This window comes from Oceanobacillus phoenicis, assembly GCF_047238145.1.
In the GTDB taxonomy this organism is placed as follows: domain Bacteria; phylum Bacillota; class Bacilli; order Bacillales; family Amphibacillaceae; genus Oceanobacillus.
The window spans coordinates 2,397,788-2,424,577 of sequence record NZ_JBDFME010000001.1; the positions used below are offsets into that span (position 1 = coordinate 2,397,788).

The following is a 26,790-nucleotide window of genomic DNA, read 5'->3' on the forward strand; positions in this document are numbered from 1 at the left end:
CACCGTCATATCAACGATAAGACTACCTAACAGTAGCACGTTCACATGGCGGTTTTTTCTTTTTCCAAGGGAGGACGTTGAACGAGCGAGCAGGAAGCCATCGAACATTCGAAGGTGAATCGCAAGAATAAACGAAAATTAATCGGAACACGTGATCGCAAAGTCACACGTACAAATAACGTCCCACATACTCCGGCAACTGTACGGAAAACGAGCGAGCCACTAACTCTACAACAGGCGTTGACTTTATTCTTACGTGCAAAGGAAACGGAGGGTGTACGTCCTCGAACAGTATGCGACTATATTAACCACGTCGGATACTTATCGGACATTATACCGGATACTATACGTGATTATATAACGTATATAAGAACGCAGAAACGCCGTTATGAGAACTCGGAAGGACGTAAAGATAAGACGGTAGGGTTGTCGGTAAATACCCTTAATATCCGCCCTAGAACGATTAGTACGATGGCGAAATTTTGGCACGAGGAAGGGTATCTCGATTATAATCCGATGGAAAACGTCAAGCAAGTTAAGGCCTTTCAAGAGGACGAAGTGCCGGGATTGACATAGAGGAGATAAATAAGGTGAGAATCTGAAAAGGTTCGATAATTCGAAATAAAAATCGACTATTTATAATTACGTTTGATTACAACAATCCTTTACCATAATATGTTAGTAAAGGGAGCTGAGAGTAAGATGCCTAAGAAAAGAGTGAATCTAAATAACGGTGAAGTCATTGCTTATCAGACAAAGGGGTATGGAGAAAAAGTGGTGGTGCTGGTTCATGGTAATATGTGTTCAAGCGAACATTATTCAACATTATTAAACGAAATTGATCCAAAATCATATACGGTTTATGCACTTGATTTAAGAGGTTTTGGCGACAGTACTTACGGTACTCTAATCAAAACAGTTCGTGATTTTTCTAATGACATTCATCAATTTTTAGATTCTATGCATATCAAAAGGATTTTTCTAGTTGGTTGGTCTGCTGGTGGTCCAATTTGCCTGCAATTCGCTATTGATTATCCAGATTTTGTGCAAGGAATGATCCTCTTGAGTTCAGTAAGTCTTAAAGGAGACCCGTTACAAAAGAAAGATCAATTAGGTGCAAGCACTGGAAAATATTATGCTAGTAAAGCTGAGATGGCTCAAGACCCCGAAATATCAATCCCCTCTAAAGCCATTCAAAATAACGATTTTAATACATTAAATAATATGTGGAACATAGGTATTTATACAAATAAGAAGCCTCCTTTGTCTATATCTCAATCATTAATTAGAGAAACAATGAAACAACGAAACCTAGAAGACATTTATTGGGCTCTTGCTCATTTTAATATTTCCGATGAGCATAATGGTTATATTCAAGGCAATGGAAAAATAAAAAGTATACAAGTACCCGTACTGAGCTATTACGGAGAGCAAGATCGGATCATTAAGTTACAGGATGTAAAAAATACAGTTGAGTCACTCCCAAATGCTACACTACGTGTTTTAAAAAATTGTGGACATTCTCCACTAGTAGATAATCTAGATGAAATACTTGTTGGTATTGATGAAATGTTTGGCTAATACTATCTAAATAATTCAATAATTTAAATTGACGGTTTCAATATTATTTTCTTCTGTTTGTTTCTCTTGTATTTTAGAACACTTGATTATAGTAGCATAGATTGGGTGGAGATCCTTATTGCATCGTTGGCTGGAAATAGAAACCGAAGTTAAAGACACCTCAACAAGGGTGTCTTTTTTATATAAAGGGATTATTAACATTTAGGGAGCAACCATTGGCATTTATCTGTCGAAGGGTAAGGGGTTAATAAACAGAGCTGCGAGGTGCTGGTCTACTAAATATATAAAGAGTGTTAAATCATGGCTGGCAATAAGTCGAATGAAGATAAAGTTTCTACACTTGAATGTATGCAATGAGAAAAGTGTTTACTGAACAACAGTTTAAATTCGTTGATGGGTTAAGTTGTTGTAAGTGTAATGGCCCAGTTAATCATTCTTTTACCAAACCGGATGAGGAATTAAATAACAGACGTATGAAACATAAAAGTGGTAATGGTTCTATAATTATTCGACTTTTATGATTATTTTTATTTTTGTATTTGCTGTTAAGTTATAGTGCTTTTGGTCGATATAAAGTTCATAAATGCACAATTACTTATAGCAGGAGGTAACATCTTGAAGAAGATAAAAAGAACCAAGAAATCAATAAGTTTAAGAAATAGATTAATAATAGCGTTTCTTATCATATTATTAATCCCAAGTATTGCAATTGGAGCAACTTCATACCAAAGTGCAAAGAATAAGATTGAGGAAAGTATGTTAGACTCTTCCCAAAAGAGCGTAGAAATAATGAAACAAACAATTGATCAGTTTATGAATGACCAAATGGATAGTATCGAATACTTATCAACTGCAATTGATCCATCGGATATAGAAGATAATGCAGATGAAGCGACAGGAAGAATTTTAGAAAATATGCAAACTGCGAAAGATGTAGCTTTTGAACAAACATATGTAGGGACGGAAACGGGGGAGTTTATGAACTTTCCTACATCCTTTAAAAATCCGCCAGATTATGATCCAAGAGAGCGACCTTGGTATCAACAAGCGATGGACAATCAAGGAGAAGTAATTGTCACAACTCCTTATGTATCGGCTTCTTCTAATCAAGTGGTGGTGACTCTTGCCAAAACTACTTCGAATAATAATGGTGTGGTGGCAGTAAACCTTGAGCTGGCTAGTTTAACAGATATAATTAATTCAGTCACTATCGGAGAAGAAGGGTATTTGTTTCTCTTAGATGAAACACAAAATTATATTAGTCATCCCGATTATGAGGCTGGTGCTGAAGCAACCGAAGATTTTTTCACCAAACTATATGATTCAGAAAGTGGGAAGTTCAGCTATCTTTTTGAAGGTGACGAAAAACAATTAGCATTTGCTACAAGTGAGATTACAGGTTGGAAGATAGCGGGGGCTATGTTTAATAGTGAGATTTCATCTAATGTGAGTCCAATTTTAAACACGACAATATTTGTTATTACAATCGCATTAGTACTTGGTGGAGTATTAATTATATTTATTATTCGCTCCATTTCTAAACCGATTTATCACCTTGTAAGTGCAAGTAACACAATAAGTCATGGAGACCTAAGCGATGAGGTAAACTTATATAGAAATGATGAATTAGGTACACTTGCACAATCATTCAATAAAATGCGAGAAAACTTGAATGGAATTATACTGCAAGTAAGAGATAAATCTAATCATTTAGCGTCTTCTGCAGAACAATTGAATGCAAGTACAGAACAAAATACTTCAGCAACAGAACAAATTTCTTCATCTGTACAAGAAGTAGCTGAGGGGATGAGTAATCTAAATAACAATATAACGCAAAGTTCCAAATTAGCTAAGGAAATGACGGATTCTATTCATACTATTGAATCAAGTTCGAAAGAGGTTTCAAATACAGTTACCAATACCATATCAGCTGTTAATGAAGGAAATAAAGCACTGAATACGACAATAGGTCAAATGAAATTTATCAAAGAGAATACACATCAACTATCGAATAATATAGAAGGTTTAGGAAATCAATCAGAAGAAATTAGTAAAATTATTGATGTTATAACAGATATTTCCGAGCAAACAAACTTATTAGCCCTAAATGCTGCAATCGAAGCAGCAAGAGCTGGAGAGCATGGGAAAGGGTTTGCTGTTGTAGCTGATGAAGTAAGAAAACTTGCTGAGATGTCTTCTCAATCAGCAGAACAAATTAAGACAATGATTAGTGCAATTCAGTCGGAAACAGCCAATACAGTGAGTTCGATGAAAGCTGCAACAACAGAAGTTGAAAAAGGAATTACCATTGCACATAATGCGGATCAATCATTTTCTACAATTACTGGTTATGTTGACTCCATAACGAATCAAATTATGAGTGTAACTACTGAAGTTGAAGAAATTTCAACTGCAACTAAACAATTTACTTCTATATTTGAAGGGGTAGCTTCTATTGGTGATACAGTTTCAGATGAGGCGGAAAATGTTTCAGCATCCACACAAGAACAACTCGCTTCTATGGAAGAAATTACAAATTCAGCATCTGATTTAACACTTGTAGCTGAAGAATTACAACAGTTAGTAGAGAATTTTAAACTGTCTAAAAATTAAACAACACATCATAAAACACTAGCGCGAGGGGGGCTCTAAATTATGTTAAGAGCCTCATTCTCATTATAGCTATTATACTCATACGTTTTTCTACGAATTTGGAACCGAGGAAGTAATTGAAAGTTACTTAAAAGTATATAATCTCTTACAGCTAGATATAATTGACGATTAGTAATATGGTATGGTTAGTATCAATGGAACTTGGTTTAACTGTATCTCTTTAATCACTAGATAAAAATATATAATCATATTGACAAATCAGGATTATCAGATTATGATTATTCTTATTATTTTTAATTTAAAATTGAATAACTTATCCAGAGTGACGGAGGGATCAGGACCGATGATGTCACAGCAACCTACCTTTAAGGAGTGGTGCTTCTTCCTGCAGAATTTTTATTCTGAAAGATAAGGTGATGATATGTAAAAACCTTCTTTCGGAATGAAAGAAGGTTTTTTGATGGAGTGTGTTGTGGATGATCCAGTTGGAAAATATCGAGAAATACTATGAAACTAAAAAGAAAAGAGTAATTGGGGTAGATCAAGTTTCCCTTGATATCAATGAAGGGGAAATATATGGCATTGTTGGATATAGCGGTGCAGGTAAAAGTACGCTTTTACGGTGTATTAATGTACTGGAAAGACCAACAAAAGGTAGAGTGATTGTCGATGGCATTGACTTGTTAGATTTAAACAGTAAACAGTTACGCAAGGCAAGGCAATCCATGGGGATGATTTTTCAAGGATTCTATTTAGTATCTTCCAAAACAGTGGTGGAAAATGTCTCATTTGCACTAAAGGCAGCTGGGATTGGCAAGTTGGAGCGGAATAAGAGGACTCTGGAACTATTGAAATTAGTGGGAATAGAAGATAAAGCAAATCAATATCCTTCTCAATTAAGTGGTGGACAAAAGCAACGGGTTAGTATAGCAAGAGCACTTGCAAACAATCCAAAAGTGTTACTTTGTGATGAGGCGACATCGGCATTAGACCCTAGTACAACTAAATCAATCTTAAAACTTTTAAAGAGAATAAATGAAGAAATGGGTATCACTATTGTCATCATAACCCATGAGATGGAAGTAGTAAAAGAAATTTGTGATCGTTGCGCCGTGATGCAAGATGGTAAAGTCATTGAAAAAGGAAAGACATATGACATTTTTGCGAATCCAGTTGAGAGATTAACGAAAGATTTTATCCAGACAGTTCTAGATTTTCAATTACCGGAAGCTTTGTTAAAGCAATGCACTGGAACACTACTTAAACTTCAATTTCGTGGAGATATAGCTGCTGAATCAGTCGTATCTGATATGTTACAACAACATAAGATAAGCGGAAATATTCTTCACGGAAAAGTAGAATACATAAAAGATAAACCATTAGGTGTTTTCATTATGGAGGTAAACGGAGAATCCTCTGAAATAAGTAGTGCTATTGGTTACTTAGAAGAACGCTTGAAGCAAGTGGAGGTGATTCAATATGCATCTCGCTAGTATTTTTGATATACTTCCTGAGCTAAACCAAGCTTTCTTAGAGACCATGTTGATGGTTGGTCTTGGTTTACTTGTTGCATTAATTATTGGACTGCCTATTGGCATTCTATTATATGTCACAGACCAAGGTTTATTTTTAGAAAATAGACTAATTAAATCTACGTTAGGTATTGTCGTTAATTTAATTCGTTCGATTCCATTTATTATACTACTTGTATTTTTACTTCCATTTACAAAATGGTTAGTCGATACAACAACAGGTCCATTAGCAGCATCCGTATCATTATCTGTTGCAGCTATTCCTTTCTATGCAAGAATCGTAGAATCTGCTGCAAGAGAAATTGACCGTGGGGTGATTGAAGCTGCAATTGCAACAGGAGCATCGCCTTGGTTAATTATTAAAGATATTGTTTATCCAGAAGCAAAACCTGGTTTTATTAGTGGACTTACTATAACGGCAATCAGTTTAGTCGGATATTCAGCTATGGCTGGTACTGTTGGAGGAGGCGGTATCGGTGATTTAGCAATTCGGTATGGATATTATCGATATGATGATACCGTGATGTTTACAACAGTTATTGTTCTTATTGTACTAGTGCAATTCATTCAATATTTAGGTGATTTTATTGCAAAGAGTGTAAATAAAAGATAGAGAATGGAGAAGTGAATTAATATGAAGTGGAAATTATTCTTAGTCATTTTAGTTAGTGTTACAATATTGGCAGCCTGCGGTAGCGAAGAAGTTGAAGGTGGAGATGGGGAAAAGAAAACAATTGAATTTGGCGCAACTGTCGGCCCTTATAGTGATATGGTTATAGACGCAATTGCACCATTACTAGAAGAAATGGGTTATGAAGTGAATAATACAGAGTTTACGGATTACGTTCAACCGAATAATGCATTACATAATGGGGATATTGATGCTAATCTTTTTCAGCATAAAATTTATTATGAAGCATTCGCAGAGGAAAATGGAATGGATTTATCTGAAGTAATCATTGTACCTACTGCCCCTATGGGATTATATTCTAATTCCTTTGATAGTATTGAATCAATTGAAGATGGTAGTAAGATTACCATTGCGAATGATCCTACGAATCTAGCTAGAACATTAATCATGTTGGAGGATGCGGGTCTTATTGAAATTAGTGAAGAGGTAGATCCCTTAAAAGCATCGGCTAAAGATATTGTAGAGAACCCTAAAAATCTTGAGTTCCAAGAAGTAGAAGCTGCTCAATTACCACGATTAGTAGATTCTGAGGATGCATCAGCAGTACCAGGGAATTTTGCGCTTTCAGCAGATATGGATTTATTGGATGCCTTAGTATTAGAAGATATGCCAGATGATTATCGAAATCGAGTTGTTGTAAACACAGAAGATTTGGAAGAACAGTGGGTGAAAGATATTAAAGAAATTGTGGAATCAGATGAATTTGAACAAATTATCGATGACAAATTCCAAGGTTTTGGAAAACCTCAGTGGATGCTTGAATAGGTGTATAAAAAAGCAGTCGGAATATAAAACCGACTGCTTTTCTTTATTTCTCTAACCATTCATTAATTAATTCTTTATTCTCTTCGACCCATTTTTCAGCGCCAGCAATGGCTTCTTGACCATTTTCTTCTGCTTCATTGACATAACTCATTAACTCACCAATTTGTTCATCAGACATTTTCCAGTTTTTAAACCATTGGTTAACTTCAGGGAAATCATTGCTGAAATCTTGGCGTGTAGCATGGTGAATCTTTTCAGCATCACCAAATAAATTTTTCGGGTCTTCTAAGTATTTTAAGTCCATTTCAGAAAACACGCGATGTGGGTTCCATAAAGGCACAACAATTTCTTCTTCTTTATTAATGGCGTTTTGCAATGCGGTTAACATAGCTGGTTCAGAACTTGCTATACCTCACCAGTTTGTAAAGCAGTAAAACGTTCTTGAGCTGATAAAGGACGGAATTCTATTGCTTCAGCATCACCGAGAGCTTTTTTTATAATAAAGATTACACTACGATTGTTTCTATCTGATGTGATTCTAATTTGCTATTAAATAACGGATCTATAGGTTGATCTGTTATAATCCGATCTATCTGATCGAACTTTGCAAATACGGCACTTGATGATTTGCCAATTTTTGTGGAATCAATAAGAGCAACAACTTTTGAAGCTCTTCGGACTATATCCTTTTTTAATTGTACTTCATATAGATTAAAGTCTTCTAAGCCATTCTCAAAAGAGAAGGCATTTGCAGAGGTAAACATAATATCAATATTAACGTTATCTAAAATATCGATACCTAAAGTACCCTCGATCGAAGCGGATTTTTTTGTAACGACTCCTCCGATCAAAATTGTAGTGATATCAGGATTATCTTTTAATTCAAAGGCAGTTTGAATACCACTTGTTACTACTGTTACTCTCTTTGAGGATTGATTTAATAGACGTGCTAGTTCTAGAGCAGTGGAACTAGCATCTAGTAAAATACATTGCTTTTCTTCGATAAGTTCAAAAGCCTTATTACATATTTGAACTTTCTCCTCTCTATTTCTTTTTTTTCTTGCATTGAAACTTGTTTCATTTTCTTCATTTATGATTGCCCCACCATGCGTTCTTGTTAGTAAGCCATCATTTTCCATTTTGTTTAGATCTGCACGTAAAGTTGCTTCAGATACCCCTATTTGTGAAGAGATATCTTTTACAGTAATTCTTTTTTGTTCTTGTAATAGAGCAATAATTTTATTTCTTCTTTCACTAGCAAACATTTTCATGAAACTTCACCCTTATAAGTAATCTAGTTTCATATTAGGTTATTTTACAAATTTAATCAATAAAGAAGTAAAAATACTTTCGTTTACTTTCGAATAAATTCATTAAATCATCATATAGATAATAAACAATAGAAATTAAAAGAAATTGTTGACAATACGAAAATGGATGATAATATATAATTATAATTTGAAAACGATTTCAAAACGGAATATTGAAATTAATTTTTATTAACTATTAACAAGGGAGATGAAAGAATGGAGAAAGCAGTAGAAAAAACAGAAATGAAGAAACAGCAAGAAATACCAACACATATGAAAGCTGTTGTAGCATATAGCCCTAAAAATTATAAATTTGAAGAAAGTGTAGAGACTCCAAAACTAGAAAATGAAAAAGAAATTATTGTGAAATTAGAGGCTTGTGGAATTTGTGCTGGGGATATTAAAGCGTATGAAGGTGCACCCAGTTTTTGGGGAGATGAAACACAACCTGCATATATTAAAGCTCCGATGATTCCTGGTCATGAATTTATTGGTCGGATTGTGCAAAAAGGTAGTGAAGTGACTGATTTTAAAATAGGTGACCGTGTTATTTCTGAGCAAATTGTACCTTGTTGGGAGTGCCGTTTCTGTAATCGAGGTCAATATTGGATGTGTGAAAAACATGATTTATATGGATTCCAAAATAACGTAAATGGTGGAATGGCGGAATATATGAAGTTTACGAAAGAAGCGATTAACTATAAAGTTCCAGAAGATTTACCAATTGAAGATGCTATACTCATTGAACCATATGCTTGTAGCTTACATGCGGTACAACGTGCTCAAGTACAATTAGGAGATTTCGTTGTTCTTTCTGGTGCGGGTACATTAGGTCTAGGTATGATTGGTGCCATTAAAAAATCAGGACCTGCTAAATTAATAGTATTAGATATGAAAGAAGACCGTTTAGAACTTGCTAAACAGTTCGGAGCAGATATTGTTATGAATCCAAGTAAGACAGATGTCGTGAAAGAAATAAAAGATATGACTGATGGATATGGTTGTGACATATATATTGAGGCTACTGGACATCCAAAATCAGTAGAACAAGGACTACATGCTATTCGTAAATTAGGTAGATTTGTAGAATTTAGTGTATTTGGAGAACCCGTTACGGTTGATTGGAGTATTATTAGCGATCGTAAAGAACTTGATTTACTTGGATCACATCTTGGGCCATACTGCTATCCGTTAGTTATTGATGGAATGGCAAATGGAGATTTCCCTACTAGTGGAGTAGTGACACATCAACTTCCTTTAGAAGAGTTTGAAAAAGGATTCGAATTAATGAAAAAGGGAGATAAGTCACTAAAGATTATTTTGAAACCGTAAGAGGTTACCACTATAAAGGGGGAGAAAAATTGTGCAAAATTTAAGTCAAAATCAGACTTTTTTAGATAAGATTGGTATTCCTGCCAATTTAGTATGGGGGTATTTTGGAGTATTAATCTTTATGATGGGTGATGGGTTAGAACTTGCTTGGATTAGTCCTTACTTAGTAGATCAAGGATTAACAGTACAGCAAGCAGCAGTGCTTACTACATCTTATGGTGTAACAATTGCAATTGCAGCGTGGTTATCTGGAGTACTAGTAGAGGCGTTCGGTCCAAGGAAAACAATGACGATGGGATTAGTGCTTTATCTACTTGGACACGTTCTTTTTGTTGGGTTAGCTATGCCAAACTTAGTATATGAGTTAATGATTCCTACGTACGCACTACGTGGATTTGGGTATCCGTTGTTTGCTTATTCATTTCTTGTATGGGTCACCTACCGTACTCCAAAACATCAACTAGGCACAGCGGTAGGTTGGTTCTGGTTTGTATTTACAGGTGGACTAAGTGTACTTGGTGCATATTATTCTAGTATTATGATTAATTGGGTTGGACATATTCCAACTATGTGGAGTGCAGTATTCTGGGTAATATTAGGAGCTTACTTTGCTTTAATTGTTAACAAAGATAAGTTTGACCTAGAAGAGAAAGAAAGTAAAAGTAGTAAATTTAAAGAATTGTTAAATGGGGTAACTATTTTAAAACGAGAACCCAAAGTTGCTATAGCAGGTATTGTCAGAATAATTAACCAAGCGTCGCAATATGCGTTTCCGTTGTTCTTGCCAATTTATTTATCAGGACAAGGAATTTCAACGACAGTATGGTTGAATATTTGGGGAACCATCTTTATTTCAAACATCGCATTTAATTTAATATTTGGCTATGTTGGTGATAAATTTGGTTGGAGAAATACTATTACTTGGATTGGTGCAGTAGGTTGTGGTGTATTTACGTTAATGATGTTCTATGTACCGCAAGTGTTTACTGGAAACGTATTCTTAATTGGAGCAATTGGAATGTTATGGGGGGCATGTTTAGCTGGTTTTGTACCACTCTCTGCTTTAACTCCATCGTTAGTTGGAGACGGGGACAAAGGTGCTGCAATGTCTATCTTAAATCTGGGAGCAGGTTTATGTGTATTCGTAGGTCCGGCTCTTGTTGCTTTATTCTATGACTTCATTGGTACTCAAGGATTAATGTGGTTACTTGCAGGATTATATTTTGCAGCAGCTATTATGACAAGGTTCTTGAAATTACCCGAAGAAGAGAAAGCAAAAGGATCAAAGGACGAAGCTATCGTTTAATGAATAGACTGTACACTGATATTGAGACTTAATATTAGTGTAAACGCTTTATGTTAACATAAAATAAAGATTAATTAATGAGAGGTGCATACAACAATGAAAAAACTCTTAAATAATCCAAACCATGTAGTAGAAGAAATGTTAGAAGGTTACGTCAAAGCACATCCAGATTTTATAAAACAATCAGTTCAAAATAAACGTGCATTAGTAACCACACGTGAAACAAAAGAGAATAAGGTCGGTATTTTGATAGGTGGAGGTTCTGGACACGAGCCTGGTTTCTTGGGGTATGTAGGTGAAGGAATGGCAGATGGAGTAGCAATTGGAAATATCTTTGCATCTCCATCTCCTGATCCAATTTTTGAGGTTACAAAGGCTATTGACAAAGGAGCTGGTGTTGCCTATCTTCATGGTAATTATGCTGGAGATGTAATGAATTTTGGTATGGCTGCAGAAATGGCGGACTTAGAGGAGGATATTAAAGTTAAGATTGCATTAGGCTCAGACGATGTAGCTTCTGCTCCTAAAGAAGAAAAAGAGAAACGTCGAGGGATTGCAGGCGAGTTCTTTATTTTCAAATCAGCTGGAGCAGCAGCCGATTTTGGTTATGACTTAGACAATGTAATTCGTATGGCAGAAAAAGCAAATGAAAATTCTCGTTCAATGGGTGTTGGTCTATCTCCGTGCGCTTTACCGCAAACAGGTGAACCTAGTTTTGAGTTAGGTGAAAATGAAATGGAAATTGGTCTTGGTCATCATGGTGAACCAGGTCTTGAAAAAGGACCACTTGGTACTGCAGATGAAGTAGTAGAACGACTTGTAACGGATATTTTAAATGATATGCCTTTGACAAATCAAGATGAAGTAGCTGTATTAGTAAATGGATTAGGTTCCACCCCACGCATGGAATTATATATTATATTTCGAAAAGTAGAACAAATGCTATCAGAAAAAGGTATTCATATTTACCGTTCATATGTTGGTGATTATATAACTTCTTTAGAAATGGGCGGTTGTTCCGTAACTTTAATGAAACTAGATGATGAACTTAAGAAAGCAATTGATCACCCTGTCAATTGTCCAATGTTTGTTCAGAAGTAGATCAACAGTATTAGGAGGATTAACATGGAATTTACATCAAGAGAATTTAAAGATTTTTTTCAAAATATTGTAGATATGATTGAAGAAGAAAAAGATTATTTATGTGAATTGGACCGTAAAATTGGAGATGGAGATCACGGTGTAACAATGTCAATCGGATGGCAAGCAGTGAAGGAAAAATTAGATGGTGATCTTTCTGATGAAGAAGATATAGCCAAGATAAATCTTACCGTTGGTAAAACATTTTTGAATGCAGTTGGTTCATCGGTTGGGCCACTTTATGCTACTGGATTTATGAGAGGTGCAAAACAAGTAAAAAATAAGTCAATATTAAATGAGGAAGATTTAATCAATTACTGGCTTGCATTCGCGAAAGGGATTAAAGAAAGAGGACAATCCGACATTGGAGATAAAACTATGGTAGATACACTTGCTCCGTTTGCTAGAGAATTAGAGGCAAAATTTAATACAAACGAAGACTTTTATACTTCATTTGAAAGTGCTGTTGTAGAAGCGAAAAAAGGAATGGAATCAACAAAGGATTTAATTTCTAGAAAAGGACGTTCTAGTAGATTAGGAGAAAGATCTGTAGGTGCTCAAGATCCGGGAGCAACGTCTTCTTATCTTATTCTTCATGCATTTTTATCCTTTATAAAAGAACAACAATCACAAGCAAGTTAATTTGTATTTGTATTTGTAGTTCGTAAAAACAAATAAGAAAAGGAGTCAGATCACAAATTCTGATTCTTTTTTTTCGATAAAAAACTTCAAAACGAAACTAAATAAAAATAAATGAAAACAAATGATTGAAAAAATATATATTATAAACTAAAATGAAAATACAAAGTAAAAGTAGGAGGATACACCATGAAAATTGGAATTGGTAGTGATCATAATGGATTTGATTTAAAAGAAGCAATTAATCGATATTTATCTGGAACAGAACATGAAATTGTAGATTATGGTTGTTATTCTTGTAATGCTGTTGATTATCCGGATGTTGCATATGAAGTTTCAGAAGCAATTAGTAAAGAAGAAATTGATAGGGCAATATTAATTTGTGGTACAGGAATTGGTGTTTGTATAGCTGCAAATAAATACCCTGGTATTCGTGCTGCACTTGCTCATGATGTCTATTCTGCAGAAAGAGCGCAATTGAGTAACAATGCTCAAGTAATCACGTTAGGTGCTCAAATTATTGGTGAAGAAGTAGCAATAAAAGTAGTGGAAGCATATTTAAATGTAAGCTGGGCAGAAGGTTCAAAGAGAAAGGTCGATAAAATAACAGAAAATGAAAATAAATTCTTAGCAAAACAAAATCAAGAAGTAGCTGCAGATTCACATTGCAGCTAAATCCAAGGGGGATATACTTCATGCAGTCTTTACTGTTTGATTTTTTGAAAGTTACTGAAATAGCAGCGATAGCTTCAAAACCATGGGTGGGAAGTGGTGATAAAATTTCTGCTGATGGAGCTGCAACGAAAGCAATGAGGGAACAATTAAATAAAATGGAGATAGATGGAACAGTTGTTATTGGAGAAGGGGAAATAGATGAAGCTCCTATGCTATATATCGGGGAAAAGGTGGGCCTTGGAATTGCATTAGCTGTTGACATCGCTGTAGATCCAATAGAAGGAACGACACCAACAGTAAATGGTCAACCAAATGCAATAACAGTAATTGCTGCAGCACCTCAAGGTACACTTTTACATGCCCCTGACATGTATATGAAAAAAATGGTTGTAGGTCCTAATGCAAAAGGGGTTATTGATATAGAAGCAACTCTAGATATAAATCTTTCTAGGGTTGCTGATGCAACAGGGAAAAATATTGAGGATTTAAATATTCTTATCCAGGATCGACCAAGGCACCAAAAGTATATTGATGAGATCAGAAATATTGGAGCCAACGTAAACTTGTTTTCGGACGGTGACGTTATATATGCAGCAGCTACATGTATGGAAGATTTAGATATTGATATGTTTTATGGAATTGGAGGAGCCCCTGAAGGTGTATTAGGAGCTGTAGCTAGTCGTTGTCTAGGGGGAGAAATGCAAGCCAAATTAATCCCTCGAAATGAAGATGAGATTAGAAGATGTAATGAGATGGGGATATATGAACTGGAAGCCCCGTTACGACATCAACAGTTGGTCTCAACAGATGATTGTATATTTTCTGCAACAGGAATTACCTCTAATATATTTTTAAAAGGGATACAGTGTAAGAATGAGCATTATATAACACACTCTGTTCTTGCAGATGGAAAAAGTAAACAGTTGCGTTATATTGAAAGTAATTATCCAATAATGCAACTTGTTTAACTAAAAATTGTAAAAAACAGCGATGAATTATTTATCGCTGTTTTTACTATATGAAAACCATCAAGGTTCACTTTTTCTATCGTGATTTAAAGTGCTTTACTCGTTCTTCAAGAAATTTAATATCTTTATCCGGACTTAATAGCATTATTTCCTTAAATATCGGATCGTTATAATATGCATCTAATTGATCAATAACTCCTTGGTTAATTAGTTTTTTCTGATTTAAATAACGATCTACTTTTCTTAGTCTTTCCTTATCGTCTCCTTGTCTTCCTACTCCAATATGAAAACCGTGTGGAGGTCGAAAAAAATGTTCCTCAATTTTGCCAAAACCAATACCTTTCTCGATAATTGTATACAAAAACTCTTCATCGTAACGTAATTCTTTTACTTCATTATAGAGTTGATCGGGATTATTCAAATAATTTAGAATGATAGGGTTCATCTTTTCATAGTACTCTTTTACTTTGAAAAAATGAAGACCTGTAAGTCGTTTTGAATTGGGACGGATGACATTACTATAAGGGACGCCAATTTTTTTGGAATGTTTTTTATGAACTTCTAATAAAGTGGGCTTTTCTCGAATAATTAAAAAGTCGATATCTCCTATATAAACGTAGTTAAAGTCCTTAAATTCCTCATAAGGAATTAAGAATCGTAATAAAGTTCCAATACTACCCACCATTTTTGATGGTTCTTCTAGATTAATATATTCGTCTAGATATCCTTTTACAATTTCGAAATTAGGTGAAACTTGATTTCGGATTAGGTCTAAGGCTTTGTTTTCATTTGCTGAAAGAGGATCTTTACAAAATACCTTCACATAGTAATCTGAATAACTTTTTAAAATGCTATAAATATAATAGGGCGCATAGCGAGTGTAATCTCCAAAAACATAAACAGCTATACATATTTTTTTCATTAACGTTCACCCCCTATATTGAATAATGTATATAACCAGTCATCAATATTGTGTTGAATTGTCCAGTTGTTTTCTGTATTTTTACGAACTTCTTTTTTTAGGATTTGATGAAGTTTTTGATTAGATTTTAATTGGTTAATTTTATTTATAAATTTTTTAGGGTCATCGGAATTAAGAATTAAAGTCTTTGCATTAGGTGATGCCCAATCTTTAATGATACCAATATTAGTACCTAATACGGGTACTCCACATGCATAAGCTTCCATAGCGGGGTTTGGAAGACCTTCATTTACTCCAGTAACAAGTAATAAATCAATGGAATTATAGAATGTTGGCATATCTTCTCTATCAATTCGAGTTTCTTTTGTTGCCTCTTTAAATTGAACTGTAGGATCATCTTTAAAATGATCTTTTATTGCTTTATATACCGTATGATAATTCTTCGATCGCTTATCGGCATTACCTACCCAACCAATGGTAAATGTCGATGAGTCATTCATAGTTAACGACATTGGCTTAAATTTGTCTGTTTCAACAAAAGCTTTCATATATTCTACATGTTTATCTGGACAGTATTTTTTAATTGTCTTGGCTAGTTTCCTATTTACAGCACCAATCCTATCTATTTTATTAATTACCTGTTTGATGTACCTATAATTCGGCTTGATTTCTTCAGACCATTCGCGAAAGTCATCTTGGTTTGAAGCTAGATAACTATATGAACCAGCAACAGAAGAATTTACATGGACATTGTATTGAATTAGGCGTTCAGCTGTCCACAAACCTAAGGTTGATATTATTTCGTATTCCTTATTAATCCCTTTGACTCCCTTTTCCTTTACTAAATCTATAAAATCATGATAGGACATTATTTCTAAGTTTGGATGATATTTTTGTAAAAGCAACGCTCTCTGTCCTTGAATCCACCATAGTCGATCATAGATTAAAATATGTTTTCCTTTTAATGGGTTGTCTTTTTCTGATTTATTTATCATTATGATTTCCTCCAGTATTTAAATAACATCTTATACATAGTATGAATTAGAAACTTGGAAGTGTTAGGAGAAGTGCGTAAAAGTGCTACACATTAGTGGATTTCATAAAGTATATTGTAGTGCGAAATGAAATCTAAGAAAGAAAAGAAAAAGCGAGCAAAATCAACTGTTTATGACTTTACCCACTTGTTTTTTCTGTTGTGTTTCTATTGGTCAAACCATTTAACCGTTTTCTCCAAGCCTTCATCAAATGTTGTAATTGGTTCATAGTTTATAATTTTTTTCGCACGCTGTATATCAGCTAAAGAATGTTTAACGTCACCTGCACGGTCCTCTGTGTGAATAGCAGGGATGTTCTTCCCCAAGATGTTATTAATTCGATCTACTAATTCATTTAATTGAATTTGTGACCCTGTGCCGATATTAATTACTTCCCCTTGTAACTTTTTAGCAGTAGCAGCAAGTAGATTAGCAGATACAATGTTATCGATATAAGTGAAGTCTCTTGATTGCGTACCGTCTCCATATATAATAGGTGATTGATCATGAATAATGGAATCTATAAAAGCTGGAATGACTGCAGCGTATTTTGAATACGGATTCTGTCTAGGACCGAACACATTGAAATAACGTAAGGAGATTGTTTCTAATCCGTATATTTCATAGAATACTCTACAATATAATTCGCCTGTATATTTGCTAACAGCATATGGAGACATAGGATTAGCGGTCATATCTTCTTGTTTTGGTAACTTCTTGTTATTACCATAAGCGGAAGAAGATGCAGCATATACAAATCGATTAACACCTTCCTCTACTGCAGCATTTAGAAGAGTGAGTGTACCGTTCACATTTGCGTAATTAGATAATATTGGATTGTCGATTGATTTTGGAACAGAAGGAATAGCTCCTTGATGTAAAATGATATCTACATCTTTTATAGCTTCTTTAACAATTGCATTACTTGTAAAGTCTCCATTAATTATCTCTAATTTATCACTGATATCTGCTATATTTTCCTTATTTCCAGTACTGAAATTATCTAGTAATCTAACCGATTCGCCATTTGTTATAAGCTTTCTTGCAATATTTGACCCTACAAAACCAGCACCACCAGTAACTAAATATCTTGTCAATTTCATTCCCCCTTATAGCTTGGAAGCTAGATCTAGATATACTATGAAAATTATGAAAATGCGTATAGGGGGGATATAATTGATATCTACAAAATAGGCATACATTTTCTGTAATTACTGTTGAATTATAGAATTAAAATCATTTGTACAGATAAGATCTGTACATGCATTCATTAATTGATGATCTGTAATTTTCCACGTGTGTTGTTGAAGGTGTTCGCTACGGAAAACAACATGATTAAATCTGTCTGTAGAATAAATCTTAAAACCATAATAAATACAATCCTTCTGAAATTTTGTGTCAGAGCCATACTTACTCCTAATGAAAGGCACTTTGGATAACACTTCTTTTTTGAAAGTCAATGTTGAATCTACTACTCGATCTGTATATTGGTTTTCTTTATTAGAATGTAAGATACCAAGGTAATTGCTCTTCTGAAAATAAACATAAACCGTACTCTTTCCTATAATATCTACGTCATTATTGGTCTTGTAAATAGACCAAATGGATGCTAAATAATTGGGGGCATAGTAGTCATCGTCATCAAATTTTGCAATATAATCATAGGATGCTTGTTGAGCTGCAAACATTTTACACTCGCTAGCTGATTTCCATTCAGGTAATTGAAAAACAGATACATTCGAATAATTGGTAGCTTTGCATAACCACATGTCTAAATTAATGCTATCGTTATTTAGAATGATAATTAATTCCTTGTTCTCTAGAGATTGTGAAATATAGTTATGGAAGATATTTTCCATCATATGGTCTCGATTTGTACAAGTAATAATTGATATCATAATCCATCACCTAGGAAGACATATTTCCGTTACCTAATAAAAATACTTTAGCATTTCCGGATAATCCAGCCGTTACATTTTTAGTATCATAAACTTTACTTGCGTGATCTAGTATCTCCTGAACAGGAATGGTGGAATGATCCACCAATAAGACAACAATATCCATTTCTTTCAATAATTGAGGAGTTATTTTCGTACTGTGATATGTTTTCTGGTTGATTGTAACAGTTGGAACTGAAGGATCAAAGTACTCCAAGTTCTTAAAATTATTTAATAAGGCTTTCATGATATCTAAAGGCGGAGATGTACGAACATCATTCGAATCTTTTTTATAAGATATTCCGCAGATAAGAATATTTGCCTCACTAGTAGGTTTTTCTTCATTAACTAGATTGTTAATTTGATTGATTACATATTGACTTATATCTTTGTTTTTTTCCTCTGCCAAAGAAAGGAATTGGTTTTGAAATCCATGTTGTTGACCTATCCAAGACAAATACAGTGGATCAATGGGAATACAATGCCCACCAATACCAGGACCTGGGTAAAATGGTTGGAAACCATATGGTTTCGAACTAGCAGCATCTATTGCTTCCCATAAATTAATTTTTAATTGGTCGCAAAGCATTGCCAATTCATTAATAAAGGATACATTTATAAAACGGTAACTATTCTCCAGTAATTTACATAACTCAGCTATTTCAACGGAAGAAGTTGGAACTATTTCATCAAATACATTTTGATAGAAATCGGATACCTTTTGCAGGCAATCATCGGTTATACCGCCAACTACTTTCGGAATTTCTTCTACTTTCAATGTGTTATTTCCGGGATCAATTCTTTCAGGAGAATACCCTAGATAGAAGTCTAAGCCAATCTGTAATTTGCTTTTTTCTAATATAGGTAAGAGAATATCACGAGTAGTTCCTGGATAAGTGGAACTTTCCAAAATAACTAACTGATTAATTTGCAGTCTTGGATAGATTTCTTCACTTACATTTTTGATATAACTAAGATCAGGAATTTGTTTACTCGTTAAAGGCGTTGGTACGCATATTACGATAATATCTAATTGACTTATTACATCATAATCTGAAGTGAATATAATACTATCGGATTGTAGCGCTTCATGTAGTTCTTTGTCTTTAATATCTGGGATATAACTTTTTCCGTCTTGTAATTGGTTAATTTTAGATTGATTAATATCAATTCCAGTAACTTGATATCCTTTGTTTAAGAATAATAAAGCTAGAGGAAGTCCGACATAACCCATGCCAATTACTCCTACTTTTGAATTTACATAGGAATGGTTTGTGATATTGTTTATTTTTTTCATAGTTGACCTCCTAATAAATATACATTCAATTAATCAGCTTCTGTATTTTATAGATTTTTAAATGTATTAGGAACGGCTGCTACCTATTGGTATCACTGCATTTATCCATGATGTACAAGAGTGAAAGAAAAAATAAGAAAATAGTTTAGTAGAGATATATTTTGAGATGAGGGCTCAAGAATGGTGATTTTAGTCGAATTTTGTTAAAATTAATCATCTATTCAGAAGTTCTGTCTATTGGCAGGATTTAAGTAAGAAATTCTAGAATGTATTAATGTACATCGAAATGGTTTAAGTATTAATATTTTTGCTTAGATATATTTACATGAAGGCATGTAGCTATTTTTAGGGTGTTTAAGTTATAATTTATAGGGTATATATAAATTATTGTTAATTTGTATGTAGAAAGTGGGGTGAAGAAATGAATTATAAGGAAGTAGATAATGTAGTTTTGTTTCCCTCAGTTAAGAAAACATTAGAGGATGAAAGTTTAAGGGCATTACAGGAAAAACGGTATGAAGAAGCTTTGGACAAGCTCAACCATTTAATAGAATATCATGCAAGCAGTCATGAGATATACATAGGAAAACTAATGTGTTTAATGGAGTTAGGCAATTATCAAGATGCACAAGATCTTTGTGAAGAACTTATAGCAAATAAAGATGAACATTATTACCATTACCTACATATTTACTTAACTATTTTGTTTCAGACGAGTCAGTATGAAATACTTATGGAACAAGTGGATTATGAGTTTGAACAAAATAATGTACCAGAGCTTTTAAGGGAACCATTTCAACAACTATATGAAATGAGTCAAAGTATGAAGATAGATATTGAAAAAGATCATTCTTCAATTCATATAGATGAGTTACAGCAAGCAATCAATCAGGATCAACATAAAAAGCAATGGCAGCTTATAAAAAAACTTAGAGCATTAAAGGTAAGTCCTACATCTGATATGTTTCCATTACTTGAAAATAATCAAATACATCCTGTTGTGAAGACCTGTCTAGTCGAATGGATTGTTGATTGTAAAGTTAGTGAAGTTATTACCATACATAAGTTTGATGTAAGTTTGGATATTATACCTACTCAGATAAGTGCAATAGAAGATTTAGGAGAATATCACTTAGCTAAGAAAGAGTTGGAAATTAGGATGGAAAACAATCCTTCTATGCAGCAACTGATCGATCAGCTTATTTACCGATATTTTTATGTGATATATCCTTTTGAAACACTGAATGAACAATTGGATTCATTTATCACTGCAGCAATTTATTTAGCAAAACGTTATCTACAAATGGATATAGATATTGAGGAAATAACAGATGATGTGAAGAAATGGATGGATTCCATTCAAATGTGCGACTCACTATATTTAAGTATCATTGAAGAATAGCTTAAAATGCTTGAAACCATTAGCAATTATGTTATAATGAGATGGTTGTAAATAGCGATCAGTGATCATTCCATTAATGAAAACAAGAAATTTGTATTATAGATTTTGGAGGGAATAAATAATGACAGCAAAATGGGAAAAACAAGAAGGTAATAAAGGTGTACTAACGTTTGAAGTATCTGCTGAGGAATTTGAGCAGGCACTAGATCAAGCCTTCAAAAAAGTATCGAAAGACGTTCAAATTCCAGGATTCCGTAAAGGGAAAATTCCTCGTGGAATATTCGAAAAACGTTTTGGCGTAGAAGCACTTTATCAAGATGCGGTAGATATTGTATTACCAGCTGCATATACAAGTGCAGTAGAAGAAACGGATATCTTCCCTATTGCTCAACCTGCAGTGGATATTGAGCAAATCGAAAGAGGAAAAGAATTAATCTTTACTGCTGAAGTTGAAGTGAAGCCAGAAGTTAAACTTGGTGAATATAAAGGTTTAGAAGTAGAGGAAGAATCTGTTGAAATTACAGATGAAGACGTTGAAAAAGAAATTGAAAACTTAAGAGAGCGTCACGCTGAACTTATAGTTAAAGAAGATGAAGCAATTGCAGATGGTGATACTGCTGTAATCGACTTTGAAGGTTTCCAAGATGGAGTAGCTTTTGAAGGCGGTAAAGGGGAAAATCATTCATTAGAAATTGGTTCTGGTCAATTCATTCCTGGGTTTGAGGAACAGCTTGTTGGTAAGAAAGCTGGCGATGAAACAGAAGTTACAGTTACTTTCCCAGAAGAATATCATGCAGAAGATTTAGCTGGTAAAGAAGCTGTCTTCAAAGTGAAAATTCATGAAGTGAAAGCAAAAGAGTTACCAGAACTTGATGATGAATTCGCGAAAGATGTCGATGAAGAAGTCGAATCATTAGATGAGTTGAAAAAGAAAAAACGTGAAGAGTTAGAAACAAACAAAAAGCAAGAAGTTGAAAATAAAAAGCGTGAAGAACTAATCCAAAAAGCTTCAGATAACGTTGAAGTAGACATTCCTGAAGCGATGGTGGATACGGAAGTTAATCAAATGGTTCGTGAATTCGAACAACAACTTCAAATGCAAGGTATGACATTAGATATGTACGCTCAGTTCTCAGGGCAAGATGAAGATGCTCTGAAAGAACAAATGCGTGAAGATGCTGCAAAACGTGTGAAAACTAATTTAACATTGGAAGCTATTTCTGAAGCAGAAGAAATTAAACCTTCTGAAGAAGATGTTAAAGCAGAGCTTGAAAAAATGGCTTCTATGTACGGAGCAGAAGTTGATCAACTTGTACAAATGCTTGGTGGAAACACAGAGACATTGGAAAATGATTTGAAAATTAAAGCAGCAATTGACTTCTTAGCAGAAAACAGCAAGACTAAATAACAATGACAGTTGGATAGAAGACAAGGTGCGATTTTTGTCGCACCTTGTCTTTCATATTTCTAGGAATTATATGGATAATTCGTTACGGATGAAACATATAGTGGAAGTGGAAATAATTGTTTGTAAAATTGTTGACTTTTTATTAAAAAAACCCATAATGAAAGAACAGACTTATTTATCACTGACAAATGGGAGACACTAAAAGGTATATTGTTTTGTTTTTTATTTTGTATCTGATATGATGACTATAAAAGTTGATTGCTGAACGATTTCAGCACGTTTAGGGGTGAAAAGTAATGTTTAAATTTAATGAAGAAAAAGGACAATTAAAATGTTCCTTTTGTGGAAAAAGTCAAGAGCAAGTACGAAAATTAGTTGCCGGACCAGGCGTGTATATATGTGATGAATGTATAGATCTCTGTACTGAAATCGTCGAAGAAGAATTAGGTACAGAAGAAGAAATGGAAATGAACGAAATTCCAAAACCAAAGGAAATTTGCGATATACTTGATGATTATGTAATCGGTCAAGATAAAGCAAAGAAGAATCTTTCGGTTGCAGTGTATAATCACTATAAGCGCGTGAATTCTGGAAAAGGTAACGATGAAGTAGAAATTGCCAAAAGTAATATCGCAATGATTGGACCTACTGGTAGCGGTAAAACATTATTAGCACAAACATTAGCTAGGATTATTAATGTACCATTTGCAATGGCAGATGCTACCTCTCTAACAGAGGCTGGTTATGTAGGGGAAGACGTTGAGAATATTCTTCTAAAACTAATTCAAGCTGCCGACTATGATGTGGAAAAAGCGGAAAAAGGTATCATATATATAGATGAGATCGATAAAGTAGCTCGTAAATCTGAAAATCCATCTATTACACGTGATGTATCTGGTGAAGGTGTACAACAAGCGTTGCTAAAAATACTTGAAGGTACCGTAGCTAGTGTTCCACCTCAAGGTGGTAGAAAGCACCCACATCAAGAATTCATTCAAATTGATACAACGAATATTTTGTTCATCGTTGGTGGTGCGTTTGATGGTATTGATCAAGTAATCAAACGTCGTTTAGGTAAGAAAGTTATTGGTTTCGGTGCAAATGAAAAACAAGAGGATTTAGACACTGGTCAATTACTTTCAAAAGTTTTACCTGAAGATTTATTACGCTACGGTCTGATTCCAGAGTTTATCGGTCGTATCCCGGTAATTGGAAGTCTAACTCCATTAGACGAAGAAGCGTTAATAGAAATTCTAACTAAGCCAAAAAATGCTTTGGTAAAACAATACCAAAAATTATTCGAAATAGATCATGTTGAACTCGAATTTGAAGAAGAAGCACTAAAAGAAATTGCCAAGAAAGCAATTGAACGAAAAACTGGTGCTAGAGGACTACGATCCATTATTGAAGGTATTATTGTTGATGTAATGTTTGACATTCCTTCAAGAGAAGATGTAGAGAAATGTATTATCACAAAAGAAACTGTTTCTGAGGATGATGGTAGTCCGAAACTTGTATTTCGAGACGGCACAGTAAAGCTTGGGAATGAAAAGTTACCAAAAGAAAGTGCTTAATACAAATTAGGACGGAGATGTAGCAGTTATGTTCAATCTGCCTTCTCCGTTTTTTTTTATCAAATACATATGAGAAGCGAATTTTGTGTATTTTAATAATACGAGTATTTTCAATTTCATCGCCAAGTTCAATTTTAATGTTTGAACTTATAGGAAATGCTTGACTTTGATAACAATGAAAGACGGTGACCTCTGCTTGAAAGTCGTTCGTCTAAAATGGAAATCAAACAGAACATCATTCAGAATTTATACTCTGATGAGGAAATTGATTCATAATAATAAAATATTTAAAGATAGTTTATATATCGCATTTTATTTTTTGATACATAGTGGAGGTACACAAAATGACAACTGAATTTAAAAAGATTCCCCTCCTGCCATTACGTGGGCTATTAGTTTTTCCTTCCATGGTTCTGCATCTAGATGTGGGGCGTGATAAATCAATTGCCTCTATAGAACGAGCTATGGTGGAAGATCAATACATATTTTTGGCTGCCCAAAAAAAGGGGAATATAGATGATCCTCAACCAGAAGATATATATACAATTGGTACAGTGGCAAAAGTTAAGCAAATGTTAAAACTTCCTAATGGAACGAATCGTGTATTAGTGGAAGGTATGTACCGAGGAGAATTAATTCGTCACATTGATAATGAAGATGAATATCTAGTAGAAGTTCAGAGATTAGAGGAAACGAAAAGTGAAGAAAATGAAATAGAAGCTTTAATGAGAACCTTACTAGACTATTTTAAACAATATGTTAAAGTATCGCGTAAAATAACAGAAGATACATTTGAAACTGTAGGTGACATTGAAGAGCCAGGTCGACTCGCGGATATAATAACATCCCATGTTACGTTAAAGGTGAAAGAAAAACAAGAGCTTTTGGAATCACTTAACATTAATGAGCGAATCAAAAAACTATTGAAGATTATTTCAAACGAGAAGAAAGTGTTAGATATAGAAAAGAAAATTGGACAAAGAGTAAAATCTTCAATGGAAAAAACACAAAAAGAATACTATCTCAGAGAACAATTAAAAGCAATTCAAAAAGAATTGGGTGAAAGAGATGGTAAGGCGACAGATTTAGATCAATTGCACTCAAAGATAGAGAAATCGGACATGCCTGATCATATTCGTAATGTAGCATTAAAAGAATTGGGTAGATATGAAAAAGTTCCTCAATCATCTGCAGAGAGTTCAGTTATTAGAAATTATATTGAATGGCTTGTTGCTTTACCGTGGCAAAATAAAACCAAAGATAATATTAATATTAAAAAAGCAGAGAAAGTATTGAATACGGACCACTATGGATTGGATAAGGTTAAAGAACGTATTCTTGAATATTTAGCTGTTCAGAAGTTAACAAACTCCATAAAGGGGCCAATCCTGTGTTTAGTTGGACCACCTGGTGTTGGGAAAACTTCTTTAGCAAATTCTATCTCAAATTCCATCAATAGGAAGTTTGTGAGAATCTCCCTAGGTGGAGTTAGAGATGAAGCGGAAATACGAGGGCATAGAAGAACTTATATTGGAGCAATGCCTGGTAGAATCATGCAGGGAATGAAAAAGGCAGAAACCATAAATCCTGTTTTTCTACTTGATGAGATTGATAAAATGTCCAATGATTTTCGTGGTGATCCATCTTCAGCGATGTTAGAAGTATTAGATCCGGAGCAAAATCATGCGTTTAGTGATCACTTTATAGAAGAGACGTATGATTTATCCAATGTACTCTTTATCGCTACTGCAAATAATGTATCAAGTATCCCTGAACCTTTACTTGATCGAATGGAACTAATCTCTATTGCCGGTTATACAGAGGTGGAAAAACTTCATATTGCCAAGCAACATTTAATTCCAAAACAATTAAAAGAAAACGGAATGACAAAAAGCAAACTACAAATGCGAGAATCGGCATTAATGAAACTTATTCGTAGATATACTCGTGAAGCTGGAGTAAGGGGATTAGAAAGACAAATAGCAACATTATGTAGAAAAGCAGCTAAAACGCTAATAACGGATACAAAGAAAGAACGAATTATAATTACGGATCAAACTATTGAGGATTATTTAGGAAAACCATATTTTCGTTATGGATTGATGGAACAAGAGAATCAAATAGGTGCAGCAACGGGTCTTGCTTATACTTCTGCTGGGGGAGATATACTTTCCATTGAAGTAAGTCATTATCCTGGAAAAGGCAAATTAACTTTAACCGGGCAATTAGGCGATGTAATGCAAGAGTCTGCACAAGCTGCATTTAGTTACGTACGTTCAAGAACGAATCATTTTCATATTGAACCTGATTTTTATGAGAAATATGATATTCATATTCACGTTCCAGCTGGAGCAACACCAAAAGATGGGCCATCTGCTGGCATAACTATTGCCACTGCTCTAGTAAGTTCATTAACAGGCAGACCAATTAAAAAAGAGGTAGGGATGACTGGCGAAATCACGTTGCGCGGAAGAGTATTGCCAATTGGAGGATTAAAAGAAAAGGCGTTAAGTGCGCATCGTGCTGGATTAACTACCATTATAATTCCTGAAGAAAATGAAAAAGACATTGAAAATATCCCAGAAAGTGTACGAGATGACTTAACATTTATACCAGTAAAACATTTAGACGAAGTTCTAGAACAAGCGCTTTTGGAGGAATAAG

General features: G+C 34.3%; 23 protein-coding genes and 1 riboswitch. Of the genes, 16 read left to right on the forward strand and 7 right to left on the reverse strand.

Translation table 11 applies throughout. The features are described 5' to 3' along the window. Window positions 1-114: 114 nt before the first annotated feature. From ABC346_RS11860 to ABC346_RS11885, 6 genes are all read left to right on the forward strand, one after another. Window positions 115-576, forward strand: a complete 462-nt coding sequence (locus tag ABC346_RS11860) for a hypothetical protein (protein WP_413235038.1) — start codon at window positions 115-117, stop codon at window positions 574-576. A gap of 126 nt (window positions 577-702) precedes the next feature. After that, window positions 703-1,581 (forward strand): intracellular short-chain-length polyhydroxyalkanoate depolymerase, encoded by an 879-nt coding sequence (gene phaZ, locus ABC346_RS11865; protein ID WP_413235039.1) that lies wholly within the window; start codon window positions 703-705, stop codon window positions 1,579-1,581. Between the two features lie 615 nt (window positions 1,582-2,196). Further along, the gene (locus ABC346_RS11870) at window positions 2,197-4,194 is read left to right on the forward strand and encodes a methyl-accepting chemotaxis protein (RefSeq protein ID WP_413235040.1); all 1,998 of its coding nucleotides are present in this window, start codon (window positions 2,197-2,199) and stop codon (window positions 4,192-4,194) included. 310 nt (window positions 4,195-4,504) lie between these two features. Then, a riboswitch (SAM riboswitch) is annotated at window positions 4,505-4,609 on the forward strand. A 61-nt stretch (window positions 4,610-4,670) separates the two neighbouring features. Beyond that, window positions 4,671-5,687 (forward strand): methionine ABC transporter ATP-binding protein, encoded by a 1,017-nt coding sequence (locus ABC346_RS11875; RefSeq protein ID WP_413235041.1) that lies wholly within the window; start codon window positions 4,671-4,673, stop codon window positions 5,685-5,687. Continuing rightward, window positions 5,674-6,339 (forward strand): methionine ABC transporter permease, encoded by a 666-nt coding sequence (locus tag ABC346_RS11880; RefSeq protein WP_413235042.1) that lies wholly within the window; start codon window positions 5,674-5,676, stop codon window positions 6,337-6,339. Before ABC346_RS11875 ends, ABC346_RS11880 begins: the two co-directional genes overlap by 14 nt. A 21-nt stretch (window positions 6,340-6,360) precedes the next feature. Beyond that, the gene (locus ABC346_RS11885) at window positions 6,361-7,182 is read left to right on the forward strand and encodes a MetQ/NlpA family ABC transporter substrate-binding protein (RefSeq protein WP_413235043.1); all 822 of its coding nucleotides are present in this window, start codon (window positions 6,361-6,363) and stop codon (window positions 7,180-7,182) included. Between the two features lie 43 nt (window positions 7,183-7,225). On the opposite strand, the gene ABC346_RS11890 is transcribed toward ABC346_RS11885, so the two are convergent. Continuing rightward, the gene (locus ABC346_RS11890; RefSeq protein WP_413236551.1) at window positions 7,226-7,591 is read right to left on the reverse strand and encodes a glycine betaine ABC transporter substrate-binding protein; all 366 of its coding nucleotides are present in this window, start codon (window positions 7,589-7,591) and stop codon (window positions 7,226-7,228) included. Between the two features lie 97 nt (window positions 7,592-7,688). After that, on the reverse strand, window positions 7,689-8,453 hold the full coding sequence (locus tag ABC346_RS11895) for a DeoR/GlpR family DNA-binding transcription regulator (RefSeq protein WP_413235044.1): 765 nt from the start codon (window positions 8,451-8,453) through the stop codon (window positions 7,689-7,691). Window positions 8,454-8,708: 255 nt separating this feature from the next. Between ABC346_RS11895 and ABC346_RS11900 the strand changes: the two genes are divergently transcribed. The 6 genes from ABC346_RS11900 (at window position 8,709) to glpX (ending at window position 14,552) form a co-directional block, all read left to right on the forward strand. Continuing rightward, complete coding sequence (locus ABC346_RS11900; protein WP_413235045.1) at window positions 8,709-9,824, forward strand: MDR/zinc-dependent alcohol dehydrogenase-like family protein; 1,116 nt, start codon at window positions 8,709-8,711, stop codon at window positions 9,822-9,824. A gap of 31 nt (window positions 9,825-9,855) precedes the next feature. Next, window positions 9,856-11,130 (forward strand): MFS transporter, encoded by a 1,275-nt coding sequence (locus tag ABC346_RS11905; protein ID WP_413235046.1) that lies wholly within the window; start codon window positions 9,856-9,858, stop codon window positions 11,128-11,130. Window positions 11,131-11,226: 96 nt separating this feature from the next. Then, window positions 11,227-12,231: a dihydroxyacetone kinase subunit DhaK gene (locus ABC346_RS11910; protein ID WP_413235047.1), complete on the forward strand. Its 1,005-nt coding sequence runs from the start codon at window positions 11,227-11,229 to the stop codon at window positions 12,229-12,231. A 24-nt stretch (window positions 12,232-12,255) separates the two neighbouring features. After that, window positions 12,256-12,912, forward strand: coding sequence for a dihydroxyacetone kinase subunit DhaL (dhaL, locus tag ABC346_RS11915; RefSeq protein WP_413235048.1), 657 nt, complete (start codon window positions 12,256-12,258; stop codon window positions 12,910-12,912). Window positions 12,913-13,098: 186 nt separating this feature from the next. Then, window positions 13,099-13,584 (forward strand): ribose 5-phosphate isomerase B, encoded by a 486-nt coding sequence (gene rpiB / locus ABC346_RS11920; RefSeq protein ID WP_413235049.1) that lies wholly within the window; start codon window positions 13,099-13,101, stop codon window positions 13,582-13,584. A gap of 20 nt (window positions 13,585-13,604) precedes the next feature. Then, window positions 13,605-14,552 carry a class II fructose-bisphosphatase gene (glpX, locus tag ABC346_RS11925; RefSeq protein ID WP_413235050.1) on the forward strand — a complete coding sequence of 316 codons (948 nt, stop codon included), beginning with the start codon at window positions 13,605-13,607 and terminating at the stop codon, window positions 14,550-14,552. 76 nt (window positions 14,553-14,628) lie between these two features. Here glpX and ABC346_RS11930 read toward each other — a convergent pair whose 3' ends face one another. The 5 genes from ABC346_RS11930 to ABC346_RS11950 all read right to left on the reverse strand — a co-directional run bounded on the left by ABC346_RS11930 (window position 14,629) and on the right by ABC346_RS11950 (window position 19,742). Further along, window positions 14,629-15,474: a hypothetical protein gene (locus ABC346_RS11930; protein ID WP_413235051.1), complete on the reverse strand. Its 846-nt coding sequence runs from the start codon at window positions 15,472-15,474 to the stop codon at window positions 14,629-14,631. Beyond that, on the reverse strand, window positions 15,474-16,469 hold the full coding sequence (locus tag ABC346_RS11935; protein ID WP_413235052.1) for a glycosyltransferase family 4 protein: 996 nt from the start codon (window positions 16,467-16,469) through the stop codon (window positions 15,474-15,476). The genes ABC346_RS11930 and ABC346_RS11935 overlap by 1 nt, the downstream gene beginning before the upstream one ends. A 206-nt stretch (window positions 16,470-16,675) precedes the next feature. After that, the gene (locus tag ABC346_RS11940) at window positions 16,676-17,611 is read right to left on the reverse strand and encodes an SDR family oxidoreductase (protein WP_413235053.1); all 936 of its coding nucleotides are present in this window, start codon (window positions 17,609-17,611) and stop codon (window positions 16,676-16,678) included. A 108-nt stretch (window positions 17,612-17,719) separates the two neighbouring features. Next, window positions 17,720-18,406, reverse strand: a complete 687-nt coding sequence (locus ABC346_RS11945; RefSeq protein WP_413235054.1) for a glycosyltransferase family 2 protein — start codon at window positions 18,404-18,406, stop codon at window positions 17,720-17,722. A 10-nt stretch (window positions 18,407-18,416) separates the two neighbouring features. Then, window positions 18,417-19,742, reverse strand: coding sequence for a nucleotide sugar dehydrogenase (locus ABC346_RS11950; RefSeq protein WP_413235055.1), 1,326 nt, complete (start codon window positions 19,740-19,742; stop codon window positions 18,417-18,419). Between the two features lie 421 nt (window positions 19,743-20,163). Here ABC346_RS11950 and ABC346_RS11955 point away from each other — a divergent pair, with 421 nt between their 5' ends. From ABC346_RS11955 to lon, 4 genes are all read left to right on the forward strand, one after another. Beyond that, window positions 20,164-21,144, forward strand: coding sequence for a tetratricopeptide repeat protein (locus ABC346_RS11955; protein ID WP_413235056.1), 981 nt, complete (start codon window positions 20,164-20,166; stop codon window positions 21,142-21,144). Window positions 21,145-21,265: 121 nt separating this feature from the next. Next, the gene (gene tig, locus ABC346_RS11960; RefSeq protein WP_413235057.1) at window positions 21,266-22,552 is read left to right on the forward strand and encodes a trigger factor; all 1,287 of its coding nucleotides are present in this window, start codon (window positions 21,266-21,268) and stop codon (window positions 22,550-22,552) included. Between the two features lie 296 nt (window positions 22,553-22,848). After that, window positions 22,849-24,126: an ATP-dependent protease ATP-binding subunit ClpX gene (gene clpX / locus ABC346_RS11965; protein ID WP_413235058.1), complete on the forward strand. Its 1,278-nt coding sequence runs from the start codon at window positions 22,849-22,851 to the stop codon at window positions 24,124-24,126. 344 nt (window positions 24,127-24,470) lie between these two features. Further along, entirely contained in the window at window positions 24,471-26,789 is a 2,319-nt protein-coding gene (gene lon / locus ABC346_RS11970) for an endopeptidase La (RefSeq protein ID WP_413235059.1), read from the forward strand. Window position 26,790 lies beyond the last annotated feature (1 nt).